At 60.9% G+C, this 18280-nt stretch carries 18 protein-coding genes and 1 tRNA gene; 16 read left to right on the top strand and 3 right to left on the bottom strand.

Translation table 11 applies throughout. The features are described 5' to 3' along the window. Positions 1-34 precede the first annotated feature (34 nt). The 3 genes from ACX3VQ_RS00095 to ACX3VQ_RS00085 all read left to right on the top strand — a co-directional run bounded on the left by ACX3VQ_RS00095 (position 35) and on the right by ACX3VQ_RS00085 (position 2650). Positions 35-967 carry a TraB/GumN family protein gene (locus tag ACX3VQ_RS00095; protein WP_462578936.1) on the top strand — a complete coding sequence of 311 codons (933 nt, stop codon included), beginning with the start codon at positions 35-37 and terminating at the stop codon, positions 965-967. Next, on the top strand, positions 964-1848 hold the full coding sequence (locus ACX3VQ_RS00090) for a TraB/GumN family protein (protein WP_462578935.1): 885 nt from the start codon (positions 964-966) through the stop codon (positions 1846-1848). The genes ACX3VQ_RS00095 and ACX3VQ_RS00090 overlap by 4 nt, the downstream gene beginning before the upstream one ends. Before the next feature lie 118 nt (positions 1849-1966). Further along, positions 1967-2650 (top strand): 50S ribosomal protein L25/general stress protein Ctc, encoded by a 684-nt coding sequence (locus ACX3VQ_RS00085; protein WP_462572228.1) that lies wholly within the window; start codon positions 1967-1969, stop codon positions 2648-2650. Positions 2651-2731: 81 nt separating this feature from the next. Here the strand turns inward: ACX3VQ_RS00085 and ACX3VQ_RS00080 are convergent, their stop codons facing one another. Next, positions 2732-2941 carry a hypothetical protein gene (locus ACX3VQ_RS00080; RefSeq protein WP_462572230.1) on the bottom strand — a complete coding sequence of 70 codons (210 nt, stop codon included), beginning with the start codon at positions 2939-2941 and terminating at the stop codon, positions 2732-2734. A 112-nt stretch (positions 2942-3053) separates the two neighbouring features. Between ACX3VQ_RS00080 and pth the strand changes: the two genes are divergently transcribed. The 7 genes from pth (at position 3054) to ACX3VQ_RS00045 (ending at position 8426) form a co-directional block, all read left to right on the top strand. Further along, entirely contained in the window at positions 3054-3623 is a 570-nt protein-coding gene (pth, locus tag ACX3VQ_RS00075) for an aminoacyl-tRNA hydrolase (RefSeq protein WP_462578934.1), read from the top strand. A gap of 43 nt (positions 3624-3666) precedes the next feature. Continuing rightward, on the top strand, positions 3667-4662 hold the full coding sequence (locus ACX3VQ_RS00070) for an SDR family oxidoreductase (protein ID WP_462578933.1): 996 nt from the start codon (positions 3667-3669) through the stop codon (positions 4660-4662). A 64-nt stretch (positions 4663-4726) separates the two neighbouring features. Further along, positions 4727-5827, top strand: a complete 1101-nt coding sequence (ychF, locus tag ACX3VQ_RS00065; protein ID WP_462578932.1) for a redox-regulated ATPase YchF — start codon at positions 4727-4729, stop codon at positions 5825-5827. 17 nt (positions 5828-5844) lie between these two features. Continuing rightward, positions 5845-7128, top strand: a complete 1284-nt coding sequence (locus ACX3VQ_RS00060) for an alkaline phosphatase family protein (protein WP_462578931.1) — start codon at positions 5845-5847, stop codon at positions 7126-7128. Between the two features lie 18 nt (positions 7129-7146). Further along, positions 7147-7611 (top strand): MaoC family dehydratase, encoded by a 465-nt coding sequence (locus ACX3VQ_RS00055; protein ID WP_462578930.1) that lies wholly within the window; start codon positions 7147-7149, stop codon positions 7609-7611. A 141-nt stretch (positions 7612-7752) separates the two neighbouring features. After that, positions 7753-8238: a hypothetical protein gene (locus tag ACX3VQ_RS00050; RefSeq protein ID WP_462578928.1), complete on the top strand. Its 486-nt coding sequence runs from the start codon at positions 7753-7755 to the stop codon at positions 8236-8238. Next, positions 8235-8426, top strand: coding sequence for a helix-turn-helix transcriptional regulator (locus ACX3VQ_RS00045; protein WP_462580645.1), 192 nt, complete (start codon positions 8235-8237; stop codon positions 8424-8426). The genes ACX3VQ_RS00050 and ACX3VQ_RS00045 overlap by 4 nt, the downstream gene beginning before the upstream one ends. 79 nt (positions 8427-8505) lie before the next feature. Here ACX3VQ_RS00045 and mutL read toward each other — a convergent pair whose 3' ends face one another. Then, the gene (mutL, locus tag ACX3VQ_RS00040) at positions 8506-10329 is read right to left on the bottom strand and encodes a DNA mismatch repair endonuclease MutL (RefSeq protein WP_462578927.1); all 1824 of its coding nucleotides are present in this window, start codon (positions 10327-10329) and stop codon (positions 8506-8508) included. A gap of 189 nt (positions 10330-10518) precedes the next feature. Between mutL and ACX3VQ_RS00035 the strand changes: the two genes are divergently transcribed. The 6 genes from ACX3VQ_RS00035 (at position 10519) to ACX3VQ_RS00010 (ending at position 16484) form a co-directional block, all read left to right on the top strand. Continuing rightward, on the top strand, positions 10519-11562 hold the full coding sequence (locus ACX3VQ_RS00035; RefSeq protein WP_462572240.1) for a rod shape-determining protein: 1044 nt from the start codon (positions 10519-10521) through the stop codon (positions 11560-11562). A 12-nt stretch (positions 11563-11574) separates the two neighbouring features. Then, on the top strand, positions 11575-12480 hold the full coding sequence (locus ACX3VQ_RS00030) for a rod shape-determining protein MreC (RefSeq protein ID WP_462578925.1): 906 nt from the start codon (positions 11575-11577) through the stop codon (positions 12478-12480). After that, on the top strand, positions 12477-13037 hold the full coding sequence (locus tag ACX3VQ_RS00025; protein ID WP_462578924.1) for a rod shape-determining protein MreD: 561 nt from the start codon (positions 12477-12479) through the stop codon (positions 13035-13037). The genes ACX3VQ_RS00030 and ACX3VQ_RS00025 overlap by 4 nt, the downstream gene beginning before the upstream one ends. Beyond that, complete coding sequence (mrdA, locus tag ACX3VQ_RS00020) at positions 13037-15175, top strand: penicillin-binding protein 2 (RefSeq protein ID WP_462580644.1); 2139 nt, start codon at positions 13037-13039, stop codon at positions 15173-15175. The genes ACX3VQ_RS00025 and mrdA overlap by 1 nt, the downstream gene beginning before the upstream one ends. Beyond that, on the top strand, positions 15172-16287 hold the full coding sequence (rodA, locus tag ACX3VQ_RS00015; RefSeq protein WP_462578923.1) for a rod shape-determining protein RodA: 1116 nt from the start codon (positions 15172-15174) through the stop codon (positions 16285-16287). The genes mrdA and rodA overlap by 4 nt, the downstream gene beginning before the upstream one ends. A 121-nt stretch (positions 16288-16408) precedes the next feature. Further along, a tRNA-Lys gene (locus tag ACX3VQ_RS00010) sits at positions 16409-16484 on the top strand. 302 nt (positions 16485-16786) lie between these two features. On the opposite strand, the gene ACX3VQ_RS00005 is transcribed toward ACX3VQ_RS00010, so the two are convergent. Continuing rightward, positions 16787-18280, bottom strand: a 1494-nt coding sequence (locus tag ACX3VQ_RS00005; RefSeq protein ID WP_462578922.1) for a hypothetical protein, incomplete at its 5' end; no start/stop codon positions are given.

The following is an 18280-nucleotide window of genomic DNA, read 5'->3' as shown; positions in this document are numbered from 1 at the left end:
TCGCACCAACCGACTGCAACAGGAATATCAATCAATGACGGCAATCATCCGCAGGATCGCTTTAGCCATGGGGGCAGCCACCACGCTGCTGACCGCACCGGCTCTCGCGCAAGAAGAAGCGAGCGCGGCGGCGGCATCAGGTGCGGTGCCCGTGGCCGAAAGCCCGTTTGCGGGCCCGGCCCTGTGGAAGGTGGCGGATGAAGATACCACGATCTACCTGTTCGGCACCGTCCATGCGCTACCCAGCAATGTCGAATGGTATTCCAGCGCGATCGAGAATGCACTGGCATCGGCCGACAGCGTCGTAACCGAGATCAAGATTACCCCTGACATGGCCGCCCAGATGCAGCAATTGGTGATGACCAAGGGCGTGCTTCCTGAGGGGGCCACGCTGCGCAGCTTGCTGAACGAGAAGCAAAATGCGTCCTACGAGGCGGCAATGGGGCAGCTTGGCATTCCGGCGGCGGCGTTCGATCGGTTCGAACCGTGGTATGCCGGCATGATGATGACAATGCTGCCCTTGCTGCAACAGGGCTATTCCCCCGATGCCGGTGTGGAAAAGGTCATTCTGGCCAAAGCGGGCGAAAAGGAACAGCAGGCGCTGGAAACGATCGAATTCCAGATCGGCATCTTCGATGAACTGCCACAGGCATCGCAGGTCAAATTCCTGATCGAAGCAGCCGACGGGATCGATGAAATCAAGCCGATGCTCGACAGGATGGTGGCCGAATGGATTAAGGGTGATGCCGAAGCGCTGGCGGCCCTTATGAATGAAGGCCTGACCGATCCCGACATTGCCGAAGCGCTGCTCTATTCGCGCAACCGCAGCTGGGCGCAATGGATTGACGAGCGGCTCGACACGCCCGGTTCGGTATTTGTAGCGGTGGGCGCAGGTCACCTTGCCGGCAAGCAAAGCGTGCAGGATGCGCTCAAGGCTCGCGATGTCGAGGTAGTGAGGATCCAGTGATCTGGCGAGCGGCCTTTGCTGCGCTGGCGGCGCTGGTTCTGGCGGGTTGCCAACAGGACAATGCGCCGATTGATGATGGATCGCAGGCATCGCCCCTGCTCTATCGGGTTTCCGTCGGTTCGGGCGAACCGCAGGCATGGCTGTTCGGTACGATCCACTCGCTGCCAAGCCGTACCCAATGGCGCACCCCGGAACTCGAAACAGCAATTGCCGATGCCGGCATGTTGATGGTGGAAATCGCAGCGCTGGAAAACGAGCCCGGGATTCGCGCGATCTATTCGCGACTAGCCACTACGCCAGGGCAACCCGACGTGGGACTCAAGGTTCCACAAAGCCACCGCCCCGGACTGTTCAGCATGATTCACGAATCCGGCTTCACCCCGGGCGAACTGTCCGGCACGGAAACCTGGGCAGTGGCGCTGCTGCTGGCGCAATTGGGCGATACGGGCGAATCCGCCAATGGCGCTGATCGCGCAATCATCCGCGAGTTTCTGGGCAGGGAAATCGCCGAATTCGAAGGCGCCGAAAAGCAGCTGGGCATATTCGACAGCCTTCCCGAAAGCGAGCAGCGTGATCTCCTGACTGGAGTGATCGACGATTTCGACCGGCACCGGAAGGACCCCGGCGAATTACGGCGTGCCTGGCTGGCCGGGGATGAAGCGGCGCTGGTCAAGGCTACGGAAAGCGGCATTCTGGCCGATCCGGAGCTGCGCGCGGCACTATTGACTGATCGCAACCGCGACTGGATCGGGCAATTACTTCCCGAAATCGAGCGCGGCCGTAAACCGATGGTGGCAGTGGGCGCAGCGCATCTGGTGGGGCCTGACGGGCTGGCCGCCATGTTGCGCCAGCGCGGCTACAAGGTAACCCGCGCTCAATAGCGAGAGAGCTTGCCATCCGGCGCCAAGCACCCTAAAGGGCCGCCCTTCGGCGTCATGGTCATCCCTGGAGGCGTGGCGCGCGAAGTGAACCAAGCAAGCAATTCGAAAGGTAAGTGACATGAGCGATGCTCTGACCCTGCCGGCCGAAGCGCGCGAACGGGCTGGCAAGGGAGCCTCCCGTGCATTGCGTCGCGATGGCCGTGTACCCGCTGTGATTTATGGCGGAAAAGAAGAACCCGTGATGATCCACGTCGAGGCGAAGGAACTGGCCCGCCAGCTGGGCACTGGCCACTTCATGAACTCGATCGTCGAGATCGACCTTGGCGGCAAGCGAATCCGCACCCTGCCCAAGGACGTGGCGCTCCATCCGGTCACCGATCGCCCCGAACATGCCGATTTCCTGCGCATGACCAAAGGCGGCAAGATCGAAGTTTCGGTTCCGGTCGTGTTCGCCAATGAAGAAGCATCGCCCGGCCTCAAGAAGGGCGGCGTGCTCAATGTTGTGCGTCACGAGATCGAGCTGATCTGCGAAAACGACAAGATCCCCGGTGAGATCGTGATCGACGTCACCGGCAAGGAAGTGGGCGATTCGATCCACATCAGCGAAGTCAACCTGCCCGAAGGCAGCGAGAGCGCGATCACCGATCGTGACTTCACCATCGCTACGCTGGTCGCTCCGTCCGCGCTCAAGAAGGCCGAAGGTGCCGAATCTGACGCTGAGGAAGAAGTTGCGGCTGACGAAGTCGAAGCCACTGAACAGGGCGGCGACGAAGCAGATGAAGCTGAAGGCGAAGCCGAGTAAGCCACGCTTCGCAAAAGCGCGAAATCACCAAGGCGCCGGGGTTCGAAAGAGCCCTGGCGTTTTGCTTTTGGGAAAGCGACCTTAGTCGCGCGTCCAGCCTTTGGACGCCATGCAGTCTGTCATAGCATCATGGCGCGCCCCTTCACCATCTATGCCGGCAGTGGAGCTTTCGCAGGCGGCTTTTGCCTCACCAAAGGGAACGGCACCCTGCCCCGTCCAGCCCGGCTCGGTGGTTGCACATGCCGTCAGGGCAAGCAGCGCCATAGAGGCGAAAACGATATTGAACTTCATTGGCGATCATCCCGAAAATATTGCCAGGCCCAGTTACATTCCGGATGAAGCCACAACAATCGGAATTCGCAAGCGTAGTTTGCATTTTGCGAGCTTATGCTAGGGCGCGCAGATGCAGATTTGGGTTGGCCTTGGAAATCCCGGACCGGGTTATGCGATGCACCGGCACAATGTCGGTTTCATGGCCGTGGATGTCATCGCCGACATGCATGGATTCAGCCCGGTGCAGAAGAAGTTTCAAGGATGGGTGCAGGAAGGCCGGATTGGCACGCACAAGATCCTGATCCTGAAGCCCGCGACCTTCATGAACGAAAGCGGGCGCTGCGTGGGTGAAGCGCTGCGCTTCTACAAGCTCGGTACCGATGCCCTCACTGTGTTCCATGACGAGCTCGACCTCGCCCCGTTCAAGGTCAAGGTGAAGCAGGGCGGCGGCACGGCGGGGCATAATGGTTTGCGCTCGATCGACCAGCATCTCGGAGCCGATTTCCGCCGCGTGCGGATCGGGATTGGGCATCCCGGCCACAAGGACCGCGTCACCGGCCATGTGCTGGGCAATTATGCCAAGAGCGAGCTGGACGAGCTTGCCCATATGCTTGGCGCCATCGCGGCGGAGGCTGAATGGCTTGCCAGCGGCGACGATGCCCGCTTTATGAGCGACTTGGCGTTGCGTTTGCAGGGATAGACCTGCCATCTTGTGCGTTGTGGCTTCCAAGGAGCTTTTTGCCATGCCTCAAATCGATCGTCGTTCCCTGCTTGCCGGGGCCGCAGCAACCGGCGCCTTTGCCGCCACCGCTTCCTTTGCACAGCCCGATCAGGTTGCTGCCGACGCCAACTTGTCAGGCAAGTCGATCCTGATCACCGGATGCTCATCGGGTTTCGGGCGACTTGGCGCGGAACATTATGCCCGCCTTGGCGCGCGCGTGTTCGCTACAATGCGGGGCCTCCCCCGCCCCGAGGCGGACGAATTGCGCCAGCTGGCGGAAAAGGAGCAGCTCGACCTGCATGTTATCGAGATTGACGTGACTTCCGACGAGCAGGTCGGGGCCGGCGTGGCCGAGGCCGAGCGGATCAATGGCGGCCCGATTGATGTCCTGATCAACAACGCCGGAGTCGGCTATGCCGGGCCGATCGAGCTGCAGGACATGATCGCAACGCAGCTGATCTTCGACACCAACGTCTATGGCCCGCACCGCATGGCGCGCGCGGTGCTGCCCGGAATGCGTGCAGCGAAAAGCGGGCTGGTGTTCAACATCTCCTCGCAACTGGGGCGGGTAATCGTGCCTTCCTCAGGCCACTATTCGCCCACCAAGTTTGCGCTCGAGGCCATGAGCGAGGCGATGGCCTATGAACTCGTGCCGCACGGCGTCGAGGTATGCGTGATCCAGCCCGGCGGCTATCCCACCAAGGTGTGGGTCAATCGCAACCAGCTTGCGAGCGAACTCAAGGACCGGCTGACGCCCGAACAGGCCGACGCCTATCCCGCGCTGGTTGACCGCATGGGCAAGGAAGACGGCACACGCCGCACCGCCGACCCGATGGACGTTCCCCATGCCATAGCAGAGATCATCGCCATGCCCGCGGGCACCCGCCCGCTGCGCCGCGCTGTGCATCCCGGCGCCAAGCCGCAGGAAGCAATCAACAAGGTGAGTGCGGAAACGCAGGTCGCCATGCTGGGCAATTCGCCCTTCGGTCCGTGGGTGAAGGCGGTGCACAACGTCTGAAGCTCTGGCCATTGCCGCCTTCGCCCGCTAAGGCGCGCTCCAACATTCTATTCCGGAGTTTTCGATGGGTTTCCGTTGCGGGATCGTGGGCCTGCCCAATGTTGGCAAGTCCACCCTATTCAATGCATTGACCGAGACGCAGGCCGCGCAGGCCGCGAACTATCCTTTCTGCACGATCGAGCCCAACGTTGGCCAGGTTTCCGTGCCTGACGAGCGGCTGGACAAGATCGCCGCGATTGCGGGTTCGGCCAAGGTGATCCCAACCCAGCTGGCCTTTGTCGACATCGCGGGCCTGGTGAAAGGCGCGAGCAAGGGCGAAGGCCTGGGCAACCAGTTCCTGGGCAATATCCGCGAGGTCGATGCCATCGTGCATGTGCTGCGCTGCTTCGAGGATGACGACATTCAGCATGTCGCCAACAAGGTCGATCCGCTGGCCGATGCCGAAGTGGTCGAGACCGAACTGATGCTGGCTGACCTTGAAAGCCTCGAAAAGCGTGTGCCCGCCGCAGCCAAGCGCGCCACCGGCGGCGACAAGGAAGCCAAGCTGATGGCTTCGGTGCTCGGGCAGGCGCTCGACCTGCTGCGCGAGGGCAAGCCCGCGCGGCTGACCGAACCCAAGGATGATGAAGAAGCGCGCATCTTCCGCCAGGCGCAGCTGCTCACCGCCAAACCCGTGCTCTATGTCTGCAACGTGGCAGAGGAAGACGCGGCAGAAGGCAATGCGATGTCTGCCACGGTGTTCGACAAGGCCAGGGCCGAAGGTGCACAGGCCGTGGTCGTTTCCGCCGCCATCGAGGCCGAACTGGTCACGATGGATGAAGGAGACCGCGCCGAATATCTCGCCGAGCTGGGCCTGAGCGAAAGCGGCCTCGCCCGCGTGATCCGCGCCGGATATGAACTGCTGGGCCTCAAGACCTTCTTCACCTGCGGCCCCAAGGAGGCGCGCGCGTGGACCTTTCCGGCGGGTGCCAAGGCGCCGCAAGCGGCGGGCGAAATCCACAGTGATTTCGAGAAGGGCTTCATCCGCGCAGAGACCATCGCCTATGACGACTATGTCGCGCTGGGCGGAGAATCCGGTGCCAAGGAAGCCGGCAAGCTGCGCCAGGAAGGCAAGGAATACGTCGTGCAGGACGGTGATGTGCTGCACTTCAAGTTCAATGTTTGATCCGGGGAGTTAGGGCAATGCAGATATGGGCAAGGTTCGCTGCGCTGTGGATGGCGGGCTTGCTCGCGGCGTGCGCCCCGCAATTGGCGCAGGCCCCTGCCCCGGCCTCAAGCGCGGCGAACCACGCGGACCAACGCGCGCCGGTCACCATCCTTGTCTCGATCGACGGTTTCCATCCCGATTATCTCGAGCGCGGCCTCACCCCGGCGCTTGATACCCTCGCCGCATCAGGGGCCAGCGCGGCGATGCGCCCCTCCTTCCCCACCAAGACCTTTCCCAATCACTGGACGCTGGTGACGGGGCTCGTGCCCGACAAGCACGGCATCACCGCCAACAAGATGGAGGATGCGCGGCGACCAGGCGAAGTCTTCACTATGGCCACGGTCGACCCGTGGTGGTGGAGCGAGGCCAAACCCCTGTGGGTAGAGGCCGAGCAGGCCGGTGTGCGCAGCGCCGCAATGTTCTGGCCCGGATCGGCTGTGCCATGGGGCGGCACCATGCGCGGTTGGGGCCCGGTGGATGACGGAATAATGGCGCAGGACTGGCAGGCGTTCAGCATGCAGGTCAGCAATACCCAGCGGGTCAACAGCGTGCTCGATTGGCTGCGCCGCCCCGCCAATATCCGCCCGCGCTTCGTGACGCTCTATTTCGACACGATCGACACCGCCGCGCACGATGGCGGGCCGGAGAGCGAAGAGGTTCACGCCGCGCTGCGCGATGTCGATAGCCATATCGCCATGCTGATCGCCGGGCTGGGCGATCTGGAGCAACCGGCCAATCTGGTGATTGTATCCGATCACGGCATGGCACCGACCAGCAGCGAGCGAGTGATCGCGATCGAGGAAATTGTCGACCCCTCGCTCTATCGCATGGTCGAAAGCGGTGCCTATGCAACCTTCGAAGCCACCGATGGCAATACTGCGGCGCTCGAAAAGTTGCTGCTTGCGCCGCATGATCGCATGAGCTGCTGGCGCAAGGAAGAAATTCCCGCGCGGTTCAGCTATGGCACGCACAGCCGCGTCCCGCCCTATTTCTGCCTGCCGGAAACCGGATGGACCATAACCGCCTCGCGCCCTGCAGGCGAATGGAGCGGCGGGAACCATGGCTATGACCATGAGGCGCCGGAAATGCGCGCCCTGTTCATCGCCAATGGCCCTGCCTTCCGCAGCGGCGTAAAGCTTGAGACTTTCGACAATACGGCAGTGGCTCCTCTATTACGCCAGTTGCTGAATTTGCCCGGTTCTGCTCCATCACAGCCTGCGCTGGCGCCTTTGCGCCCTGCACTTGCCATGGATGAATGACACAGCGGAACGCCGGACATGATCTATTTCGAAGACCTGCAAATCGGCGCAAGGCAAAGCTTTGGCCACTATGAGGTGACGCGCGAGGAAGTGCTCGAATTCGCGCGTAAATATGATCCACAACCCTTTCACCTCGATGATGAGGCTGCGGCGAAGACCCATTTCGGGCGGCTTTCGGCCAGCGGTTGGCATACCTGCGCCATGACCATGACGATGATGGTCGAGAATATGAAGAGCACGAAACAGGCCGGGCTCGGCTCGCCGGGTGTCGACAACCTCCAGTGGAAAAAACCCGTCTACCCCGGTGACAGCTTGCGCGTCGAAAGCGAATTGATCGAAAAGCGCCGCAGCAAGTCGCGCCCTGAAATGGGCATCTTCAAGAGCCGCGCGCAGGTATTCAACCAGAACGATGAGATCGTGCTGGAAATGACCTCTAACGGGTTGATCGCTGTGCGGGAGCCCGGGGCGCCGATTGAAGGCTGAAAGTCCGACCTTGGGTGGTAAGCTGCCAGCAACCCTAATGCACACTTTTAGAAATGCCATGTCAGGTATACTTGACATTGAGATTGATTCGATCTAAGTCAGGTCTACCTTACATTCACAGATCTATTTAAAGAGGTAAACATGATTTTCTATCGAGCTCCGCAAGGTTCGCAAGACATGTCCATCGCGAGGGTGCGTCTTGTTTCGGCAGCCAGTCTTATAGCTTACCCTGTCGGTGCGCTGGTTCTGGCATTGGGTCCTGACGCTCTTGCTACAGTCTTGGCTGGGTATGGGCTCATATTCGTAGCCCTCTTCGGTTTCGCGTTGCTTATCGGATCCTCTGTTCAACGCATCGTTGGTGACGAGGTGAAGCTTCTGGATGAGTATGAGCTCCGCTTACGTGGCCGTGCTTTGAGCGCCTCCTATGCAACATTCACCGCCTCCGCCTTGCTGCTTGTCCTTTATGCCTCGATTGCGAGCGACATTGGCCTTTGGCTGCCCAATACCTTTGATGGGTACAACGGAGTATTCTGGGGTGTCTTCCTTTATGCGTCGGTGCTTCCCACCGCTTTGCTTAGCTGGATGGTCGAGCCAACTTTTGGCGGCGAGCGGGAGGAAGTAAACTGAACAATCGGGTGAGAGAGCTGCGTACAGAGCGCAGTTGGAGCCAAGCCGACCTAGGTGAGCGCCTGTCTGTCTCGCGCCAAGCAATCAATGCCATCGAGACGGGTAAGCACGATCCATCCCTCTCGCTGGCATTTCGGATAGCAAAACTGTTTGAGCTCCCGGTGGAAGTGATATTCGAGCAGAAATAGCAGAGATATTGCGCAAAGCGAGAAGTCACTTAACAATGTAACCGAGGCAGCAAAGTCGTCGTTAGCGGAAAGCCCGCTTCTAATGCCGCCCGAACAGTTTCTCGACGTCTTCCATGCTGAGTTTCACCCACGTCGGGCGGCCGTGATTGCATTGGCCTGAGCGCGGGGTCCGCTCCATCTCGCGCAGCAGCGCGTTCATCTCCTCCACGCGCAGGACCCGCCCCGCCCTCACCGATCCGTGGCAGGCCATGGTGGCGAGCACATGTTCGAGCTTTTCCTCCAGCAGCAACGCCTGCCCGTGCTTGGCGATATCGTCGGCCAGGTCGGTCAGCAGCGCCTGCGGATCGCCCTTGCGCAGGGCATGCGGCATTGCGCGCACCAGCATGGCCGCGGGGCCGAAACGCTCGATCACCAGCCCGAACTTGGCAAAGCCATCGGCCGCTTCCTCCAATCGGTCACAATCGACCTCGTCCAGCTCGACCACGTCGGGCACCAGCAGCGCCTGCGATCGCGCGACCGCATCCCCTGCCCCCGCCGCGCGCAGCCGCTCCAGCACGAGCCGTTCGTGCGCGGCGTGCTGATCGACCAGCACCAGCCCGTCTGCCGCCTCGGCGACGATATAGGTGCCCGCGACCTGCCCGCGCGCAATCCCAAGCGGGAAGTCATTTGCGGCGTCCGCCTGTTCTTCGACCTCTGTAGCCCTGCCCTGCGGCGCATAGTCATCGCGCGCCATGATTTCACCTTCATAGGCGCGCCAGGCCTGCCCCGCTTCGCTGACGCGCGGCTTTTGCGCCGACCAATCGCGCCCCTCGAATATACTTCGCAGCGCTGAAGCGGGTTCCTGGACAGGCTCCTGCTGCCAGCGCTCCATCGCACCGCGATCCGGGCCCTGCGCGCTGCGCCGGTCCCCCGTGCTGAGCGCCTGCCGCAGGCCGCTGACGATAAATCCGCGCACGCCCGCCGCATCGCGGAAGCGCACCTCGGTCTTGGCCGGATGCACATTCACATCGACATCTTCGGGCGGCAGGTCGAGAAACAGGGCCAGCACCGCGTGCCGATCACGCGCCAGCATATCGGCATAGGCGCCGCGCACCGCGCCCACCAACAGCCGGTCCTTCACCGGGCGCCCGTTGACGAACAGATACTGGTGATCGGCAACCCCGCGATTGTAGGTTGGCAGCCCCGCGATGCCGGTAAGCCGCATAATGCCGCTTGGCCCGTCACGCTCGGCAGTGATCGCCACACTGTTGTCTTTCAGCTCGCGCGCGATGATCCCTGCAACCCGATCCGCCAGGGCTTCACCCGCCTGTAGCCCCAGAATACGCCGGTCACCATGGGCGAGCGAAAATGCCACATCGGGCCGCGCCATTGCCAGGCGGCGCACCACATCAAGGCAGGCGGCATATTCGCTGCGCGCCGTGCGCAGGAACTTGCGGCGTGCGGGCACCTTGGCAAACAGCTGTTCCATCCTGACCCGCGTACCCGGCGGCAGCGCGGCTGGTCCTTCGTCAATCAATTGGCCATGGTCTACCACTCGCCTCCAGCCATTGTCAGCCCCGCGCACACGGCTCTCGATGCTCAATCGCGCAACGCTGGCAATCGAAGGCAGCGCTTCGCCGCGAAAGCCCAGGGTGTTTACCTGCTCGATTGCCTCATCGGGCAGTTTGGAGGTGGCGTGCCGTTCCAGCGCCAGTGCGATCTCACCTGCAGACATGCCGCAACCGTCATCGACCACTTCGATCTTGCCGAGCCCGCCCTCGACCAGCCTGACATCGATCCGCCGGGCGCCAGCATCGATGGCGTTTTCAACCAGCTCCTTGAGCGCAGCGGCGGGCCGCTCAACCACTTCGCCCGCCGCGATGCGGTTGACCAGGCTTTCAGGAAGGCGGCGAATTTCGGGCATTGTCCGCACGCTAGCGGCCAAGCGCCACAAATTCGAGGCCAGCAGTGGAAAATACGCCTTGCTGTAAACAATTATTTTGGCCTTTTGCGTAGCTATGGACTAGAGCTTGTCCATCCCGTCAATTGCGGATCGCAGGGCTTGCGCTGGCTCGACCACCGACGCGATCATATCCATGGAACACCAACTAGAATGAGTTTCTTTTCCAACCTGCTGAAATTCCGTTCACACAACATGGCCATTGACCTGGGGACGGCCAATACGCTGGTCTATGTCCAGGATCAGGGCATCATCCTGAATGAACCCTCGGTGGTCGCGATCGAGACCATCAATGGCGACAAGCGGGTCAAGGCGGTGGGCGTTGACGCAAAGATGATGATGGGCAAAACGCCCGACACGATCCAGGCGATCCGCCCGCTGCGCGACGGGGTGATTGCCGACATCCAGATCGCCGAAGAGATGATCAAGCACTTCATCCGCAAGGTTCATGGCAAGCGCAGCCTGTTCCGCTATCCCGAAATCGTGATCTGCGTGCCTTCGGGCGCGACTTCGGTTGAAAAGCGCGCGATCCGTGATGCTGCATCGAATGCGGGTGCTTCCGAAGTCTACCTGATCCTGGAACCGATGGCTGCGGCAATCGGGGCTGATATGCCGGTGACCGAACCGGTTGGCTCGATGGTGGTCGATATCGGCGGTGGCACCACCGAAGTCGCAGTGCTTTCGCTGCGCGGGCTTGCCTACACCACCTCGGTGCGAACCGGCGGTGACAAGATGGACGAAGCAATCGTTTCTTACATCCGCCGCCATCACAATCTGCTGATCGGAGACGCGACGGCAGAGCGGGTCAAGAAAGATTACGGGATTGCCGTTGCGCCCGAAGACGGGATTGGTGAAACCTTCTCGATCAAGGGCCGTGACCTTGTGAACGGCGTGCCCAAGGAGATTATGATCAACCAGGCGCATATCGCCGAAGCATTGTCCGAGCCAATCGGGGCGATCGTGGAAGGCGTGCGTATCGCCCTGGAAAATACGGCGCCCGAACTGGCCGCCGATATTGTGGACCAGGGTATCGTCCTGACCGGTGGAGGGGCGCTTATCAAGCGGCTCGACGAACATCTGCGCGAGGAAACCGGCCTTCCGGTGAGCGTTGCGGAGGATCCGCTGTCATGCGTGGCAATCGGCACCGGGCGCGCGATGGAAGATCCGATCTATCGCGGCGTCTTGATGCAGGAATAAGGAGCGGACCGCATGGCGCCGCCTTCGTCCCGGCGTTCCGGCCATTCTCGCAGGGCGCAGTATTCGCTTTTCACCAGCTATTTGGTTGCCGCAATCGGTGCCCTGATCGGGGCAGTGTTGCTGGGCATTTCGCTGTGGCAGCCGTCAGCCTTCAGTGGGCTTCGCGGCGTGGCAAGCGATGCGGTCGAGCCGGCGGGCCAGGCAACGTCTGCTGTACGCAGCGGGTCTGGCAGCATTATCGGCACGATCACCGCATATTTCCGTGCGGGCAGCCAAAATGTGGCGCTGCGCCAGGAGTTGGAACTGGCCCGCATCCGCTTGGCCGAAGCGGAGGCAACAGAGCAGGAGAACCTGCGCCTGAAGGGGTTGCTCGGGCTCAGCGAGACGGAAACGGCACCGGTCGCGGTGACCACGATCACAGGCTCTACTGCAGCCAGTGCCCGCCGCTTTGCCTATATAGGAGCGGGGCGGCGCCAGGGGGTCAAGGTTGGAATGCCGGTGCGTTCCGCGCGGGGGGTTATGGGGCGCGTTCTCGAAACTGGCAGCAGCACATCGCGCGTCATGCTGCTGACTGATAGCGAGAGCGTGTTGCCCGTGCGCCGTGCAAGCGATGACCTGGTTGCGTTTGCCGAAGGGCGCGGCGACGGATTGCTGCGCATTCGCCTGATCAATCTGGGGATCAATCCGCTCGAGCCTGGTGACGTGTTTGTGACTAGCGGAGCGGGCGGATATTATCGCCCCGGCGCGGCAGTGGCAATTCTTACTGAAACCCGCCCCGATGGCGGCTTGGCGCGGTTGGTCGCGGATCCCGCCGCAAGCGAGTATGTCAGCATCGAGCCGATCTGGCAGCCCGAACAGGTCGAAGCCTCGCGGCAATCGGCCGATGAGGCGCTTAGCGAGCCGGTGACGGACCAGTGATACAGAACAACCTCAAATACACGTCACGGCCCAACCCTTATCGCAAGCGGATCAACCGCGAGCCTTCGCCTCTGCTGGCAAATACAGTGCCCTACGCCACGATCATGCTCGGCTCGCTTGTGCCGATCTTGTTCATCAGCACCACCGGCGCGCTGGTTCCACCGTTCGGGTTCATGATGCTGGTGGGTTGGCGGTTGATGCGACCCGGATTGCTGCCCAGCTGGGCGGGCCTGCCATTGGGCGCCTTTGACGATCTGTACAGCGGCCAGCCCTTCGGCAGCGGAATTCTGCTATGGTCGCTAGCTATGCTTATCATCGAATGGGTTGAAGCACGTTTTCCCTGGCGCGGATTCTGGCAGGATTGGGGAGCCGCAGCAATCGCACTGGGGGTCTTTATCCCGGTTGCACTGGCGTTTTCCGGCACGTGGCTCACTGGCCCGCTGCTGGTGGCGAGCCTGCCTCAACTTGCCATCTCACTGGTTCTGTTTCCGGTAACCGCAGGCCTGATTGGCTGGTTTGACCGGCTGCGGCTCCTACGTATCCGTGAGGTTGCGTGATGGGGCGGCTTGGGGCGCGCAATTCCGTTACCGCCAATCAGCTCAAGAACAGGTTTGACCGGCGCAGCTTTGTTGTAGGCACGATGATGGGCGGGATTGGTGTGCTGCTCGCCGCGCGCATGTCTTACCTGGCGATTGCCGAGAACGAGAAGTATCGCACCGAATCCGAAAGCAATCGGGTCAATCTGACGCTGATCCCCCCGCGCCGCGGCTGGATACTTGATCGCAACGGCGCGCCGCTCGCTTCGAACCGGGCTGATTTCCGCGTTGACGTGATCCCCGAACGGCTGCGCAATCCCGATCGTACCGTCGATCAGTTGGGCCAGCTGTTATCGCTCAGGCCGGATCGGATCGCGGATATCAAGGCCAAGATCAAGGACTCGCGCGGGTTCCAGCCCATCGAAGTCGCGAGCGGGCTTGACTACGAACAATTCGCAACGGTCAGCGTGCGCCTGCCCGATCTCCAGGGCGTGGTGCCGCAGCGCGGTTTCTCGCGGTTCTATCCCACCGGCCCCAGCGTGGGCCACCTGATCGGCTATGTCGGCCCCGCCTCGGCCGAGGAATATGAGCTGGACCGCAATCCGTTGCTGATCACGCCCGGCTACAAGATCGGCAAGGACGGGCTGGAAAAGCAATTCGAGCAAACCCTGCGCGGCGTCCCCGGCGCGAGGCGGGTCGAAGTGACCGCATCCGGGCGGATCGTGCGCGATCTCGAATCCCGTGAGGATGTCCAGGGCGAAGCGGTGCGCCTCACCATTGACGGCCCGCTGCAGGATTACGCCGCGCGCCGCATTGGCCTGGAATCCGGATCGGTGGTGGTAATGGACTGCCGCAGTGGTGACCTGTTGTGCATGGCATCCATGCCCAGCTTCGATCCCAACAGTTTTTCTGACGGGATTGGCAGCATCGAATATGCCATGCTGCGCGATGACGATCGCGTGCCGCTGCGCAACAAGGTGCTCAAAGGACTGTATCCCCCCGGTTCGACGGTGAAACCAATGGTCTCGATGGCGCTGATGGGCCAGGGGATCGATCCCGAGGAAACGGTGTTCTGTGGCGGCGGCTTGCGGGTTGGCAATCGAGTGTTCGGCTGCTGGAACCGGCGCGGCCACGGCCATGTCAATATGGCCAAGGGCATCTACCAGAGCTGCGACGTTTATTTCTACGCCATGGCGCAGCGTGTGGGGATGGATCCGATTGCGGCGATGGCGCGCAAATGCGGCATGGGGCAGGAATTCCCCTTGCCCGTAACCAGCCAGTTCTATGGCACAGTCCCCGATCCGGCCTGGAAACAAAAGAAATACAACCGTGAATGGCAGGCGTTCGACACTGTCAATGCCACCATCGGCCAGGGCTATATGCTGGCTAGCCCGCTGCAACTGGCGGTGATGGCCGCACGCCTTGCTACGGGCCGCCACGTGATGCCCCGGCTTTCCCTCGACACAAAGCCGCAAGGCTTCAACGAAATCGATTTCCCGTTGGAGCAGGTGCAATTTGTGCGCCAGGCGATGAGCGACGTCGTTAACGGACCGGGCACCGCCGGTCGGGCGCGCCTGCCAATTCCCGATGTGCTGCTGGCAGGCAAAACCGGCACAGCGCAGGTGGTGTCGCTAAGCAAGTCTGACGGCAAGAGCGGTCCATGGAAATATCGCGACCACGGGTTGTTCATCTTCTTCGCCCCGTTCGACAACCCGCGCTATGCCGGGGCAGTGGTGATTGAACATGGCGGAGGATCGGGCGCGGCCTATCCCATCGCGCGCGACGTAATGACCTTTATGTTTGATCCGGCTGAAGGGCTGGCGCGGCTCAAGGCGTTTGAAGAACAATGGGGCGGAAATGCTCAGGAACGGCTCGCAGCCAAATACGCGGCCTATGCTGCTGAGCGCGGCGAATTTGTCAGCCCCGCACCGCGGCGCGATGAAGAAATATTCGATCGGGTGGAAGCCGAAGCGCGCGCTGCCGCCACCCAGGCGGAAGAGATTGCCAACGAGGCTGTGACACCGCGGCCTGAAGCGAACCCCGCCGCCACGCCGGTTCCTTCTCAAACTCCCTTACCATCGCCCTCGCCAGCTCCCCCGCCATCTCCTCCGTCATCTCCTTCTTCAGTCGGGCAGGTGTCCACGGGAGCGGGCGAATGAACTCCCTCATCCCCCAACCCATTGCGCGCCAGCCCTGGGCCATGCTGATCCCGCTTATCCTGCTTGTCGGTTTCGGAGCGGCGGTGCTTTATTCCGCGGCGGGCGGCTCGATGCAGCCCTTTGCCGCCTCGCACCTGCTGCGCTTCGGAATATTCCTGGTGATGGCTTCGATCATCACCATGGTGCCAGTCGAATTGGTCAAGTTTCTGACCTACCCTGGCTATTTGATCGTGCTGCTGCTGCTGATGGCGGTCGAAATCGTTGGTGCGATTGGCGGTGGCAGCCAGCGCTGGCTCGATCTCGGCCCGATCGTGCTCCAGCCATCCGAACTGATGAAGCCGATGATCGTGCTGGTGCTGGCGCGCTTCTTTGCCACCATGCCCGCCGGGATGATCGGCAGTTGGCAGGCACTGGCAATACCGGCAGTGCTGATCGGCATGCCGATGGGGCTTGTGCTGATGCAGCCTGATCTGGGGACTGCACTTGCAATTGCTTTCGGGGGGGCGGTGGTGATGTTGCTGGCGGGCTTGCCGATGCGCTGGTTCGTGATCGGCGCAGGAGTGGCGGCGGTGGCCGCGCCGCTGGCGTTCATCTTCGGCCTGCAGGAGTACCAGCAGCGGCGCGTGACAACTTTTCTAGATCCGGAAAGCGACCCACTGGGGGCGGGATATCACATTACGCAATCCAAGATCGCGATCGGCTCGGGCGGGATTACCGGCAAGGGCTTCAACAACGGCTCACAAAGCCACCTGCAATATCTGCCCGAACCCCACACCGATTTTGTTTTCTCGACCATGGCCGAGGAATGGGGCGTGGTTGGCGGCGTGTTTGTGTTGGTGGTCTTTGCGCTGATCATGCGATGGGGCTGGAAGGTTGCCATTCGGGCACAAGACCGCTTCGGGCGGCTGCTGGCCGGCGGGATGACCGCCACCATTTTCTTCTATGTGGCGATTAATCTGATGATGGTGATGGGCCTGGCGCCTGTGGTGGGGATTCCGCTTCCCTTCATGAGCCACGGCGGTTCTTCCATGCTCACGAACATGCTCTGCATAGGTACGCTGATGATGGTCAACCGCTGGAATCGGGAAACGCCCCGGCGCGGGCTGGGTTGATTGCCGACACCTTGCGAACTGCCCCTTCCCTTTATTGATATGAGCGCTATATGAGCGCCTCTCCTGATTCGGACAGCGGCCTTGGGCCTTCCGGAACGGGTCGATCTCAAAGGTCGGGTGTGGACGCATAGCTCAGTTGGTAGAGCAGCTGACTCTTAATCAGCGGGTCCTAGGTTCGAGCCCTAGTGCGTCCACCATTTTTCAATGACTTAGATATGATTTGTGGCTTTCGCCGTCCGACGGGGCACCAATGGGGTACCAGATTTAAGCGGGATTCTGCCGTGTGAACTCAAGACTTTAATGGCTCCAATGCGCCCCAAGATCCGACCTTCATACGACAAGCGAGAATGCCCGAAAGCAGCCAAGTCCTACAGTTCACCTTACGATGTAATGTTCGTCTCAGTCCAAGGAAAGAGGTCGCGAAAGCTCAGGTAAAACGCCTCCGATAGTCGAGCGAAAGCAATTTCGCAGTGCTCGCCCCCTCGGGCGTTTGGTTCACTTATTGTTTTGCGGTCAGGGTTACCAGTCCGGTCCAGGCAGATTGTTGCTGATCGCTAGCGACAGTACCAACATTAAACGCCAGATTTGCGGCGTCGCCGAGACCTATATCGAATGCGTAGCCGGCGTCGATCCGGAAGCGCTTCAGCCCCGCTGCGTTCTCAAAATCCACGTCGAGATAAGCATAACTTCCGCCGATCGTCCGACGCCATAGGCGACCCCCTACTTGGATTCCACAATCAATGCCCGACCCAAAGAAATTGCTTTCGCAGAGGCCGCCAGCGGTCAGATTGAGACCGTTGCCAGGCGTTGTTAGATCGAGCGGCCCAAATGCTGAGTACGTCAACGGAACGCTGATCCGGGTTGCATTCACGCTTCCGAGATCGAACGTCAGTCCATCAGCACTTTCGGCATCGAGCGAAGCTTTAAAGCGCGCGCCGCCAAGACTCTCTGTGGCATGCGACAGCACAGCATCGATCGTTAAAGGGCGATCGCCCAGCGAAAGTTCGCCGCGCATCATCCCGCCGAGGATGAAACGCTCGCCGGAATATTTGCCATCGATCGCGAGCCCGTCTTCGCTAAGATTGAAGTCGTACCAGCTCTGGCCGTAACCGACGAAAGCACCCGCCATCAGGTCATCATCGAACCGGATGCGGCCATAAAGCTGACCGGTTAGACCGAAATCGGAAATGGTGCTGTCGGTAAATCCATCGATTAAGTCTGAAGCGGTTGATCCGATGATGTTTAGCCCGATTTGGGTATCGTCGGAAAGATTCCTCTCCAGTCGAACCGAAGCAAATCCGCGCACCCTGCTATTGCCCGAAAGGCGCGTAAACGTCGCGCCGCCATCGAGCAGCAGTCGCAGGTTCTTCCCGCATGATGTTAGAACCTGCTGGAACCGGACATTGGCGTCTTGCGAGGTTTCGTTAGCGTTGGCAGCGCCCGATACTCTGTTGCCCTCACGATCTTTCGAGCAATCGAAATCGCCGATCATCAACTCTTCATTGTAGCTAAGCAGATCGCTCAGTCCGACTAGCGCGTGCGTGCGCAAGCCTTCTCGCAAAGCGTTGCTGATCGCGTCTACGCGATCCTGCAATTCTTCCGTATCGAGCACAGTGACGTCGACAAAAATTCGAGATGTATTGCCAGCTTCGTCGGTCGCTTCGATCGCCAGGACATAGATGTTGTCGCTGTTTATGTCGGTAGGCGCTTCGAAATCGGGCGCGGTCTGAAACACCAACGCACCGTCATCGCCGATCGAGAATTCGTTCCGATCGTCGCCGTCGACGATTGCCCATGCCACAGTCTCATCGCTTCCGAATACGGCAACGTCCGTGGTGCCTTCGACGACCTCAAAGGCGGCTTCATCTGGAACCAAGGGCGCACCATCTACCATGATAACCGGAGCGGCATCATCGAGGTCTGCGACTGTGACCGTGATGGTCTGGGTCGAGATATTGCCATCGGCATCCTCGGCCTCAATGGTGAGGACGTA

The sequence above is a fragment of the Altererythrobacter chaiwopuensis genome (assembly GCF_054957735.1).
The sequence above is the reverse complement of the archived record's forward strand: the minus strand, read 5'-3'. Positions and strand labels throughout refer to the sequence as shown.

Bases quoted from the DNA above. Each gene is read 5' to 3' on its own strand.
- ACX3VQ_RS00095 (WP_462578936.1), top strand. From the start codon at position 35: ATGACGGCAATCATCCGCAGGATCGCTTTAGCCATGGGGGCAGCCACC.
- ACX3VQ_RS00085 (WP_462572228.1), top strand. From the start codon at position 1,967: ATGAGCGATGCTCTGACCCTGCCGGCCGAAGCGCGCGAACGGGCTGGC.
- ACX3VQ_RS00080 (WP_462572230.1), bottom strand. From the start codon at position 2,941: ATGAAGTTCAATATCGTTTTCGCCTCTATGGCGCTGCTTGCCCTGACG.
- pth (WP_462578934.1), top strand. From the start codon at position 3,054: ATGCAGATTTGGGTTGGCCTTGGAAATCCCGGACCGGGTTATGCGATG.
- ACX3VQ_RS00070 (WP_462578933.1), top strand. From the start codon at position 3,667: ATGCCTCAAATCGATCGTCGTTCCCTGCTTGCCGGGGCCGCAGCAACC.
- ychF (WP_462578932.1), top strand. From the start codon at position 4,727: ATGGGTTTCCGTTGCGGGATCGTGGGCCTGCCCAATGTTGGCAAGTCC.
- ACX3VQ_RS00060 (WP_462578931.1), top strand. From the start codon at position 5,845: ATGCAGATATGGGCAAGGTTCGCTGCGCTGTGGATGGCGGGCTTGCTC.
- ACX3VQ_RS00055 (WP_462578930.1), top strand. From the start codon at position 7,147: ATGATCTATTTCGAAGACCTGCAAATCGGCGCAAGGCAAAGCTTTGGC.
- ACX3VQ_RS00050 (WP_462578928.1), top strand. From the start codon at position 7,753: ATGATTTTCTATCGAGCTCCGCAAGGTTCGCAAGACATGTCCATCGCG.
- mutL (WP_462578927.1), bottom strand. From the start codon at position 10,329: ATGCCCGAAATTCGCCGCCTTCCTGAAAGCCTGGTCAACCGCATCGCG.
- ACX3VQ_RS00035 (WP_462572240.1), top strand. From the start codon at position 10,519: ATGAGTTTCTTTTCCAACCTGCTGAAATTCCGTTCACACAACATGGCC.
- ACX3VQ_RS00030 (WP_462578925.1), top strand. From the start codon at position 11,575: ATGGCGCCGCCTTCGTCCCGGCGTTCCGGCCATTCTCGCAGGGCGCAG.
- mrdA (WP_462580644.1), top strand. From the start codon at position 13,037: ATGGGGCGGCTTGGGGCGCGCAATTCCGTTACCGCCAATCAGCTCAAG.
- rodA (WP_462578923.1), top strand. From the start codon at position 15,172: ATGAACTCCCTCATCCCCCAACCCATTGCGCGCCAGCCCTGGGCCATG.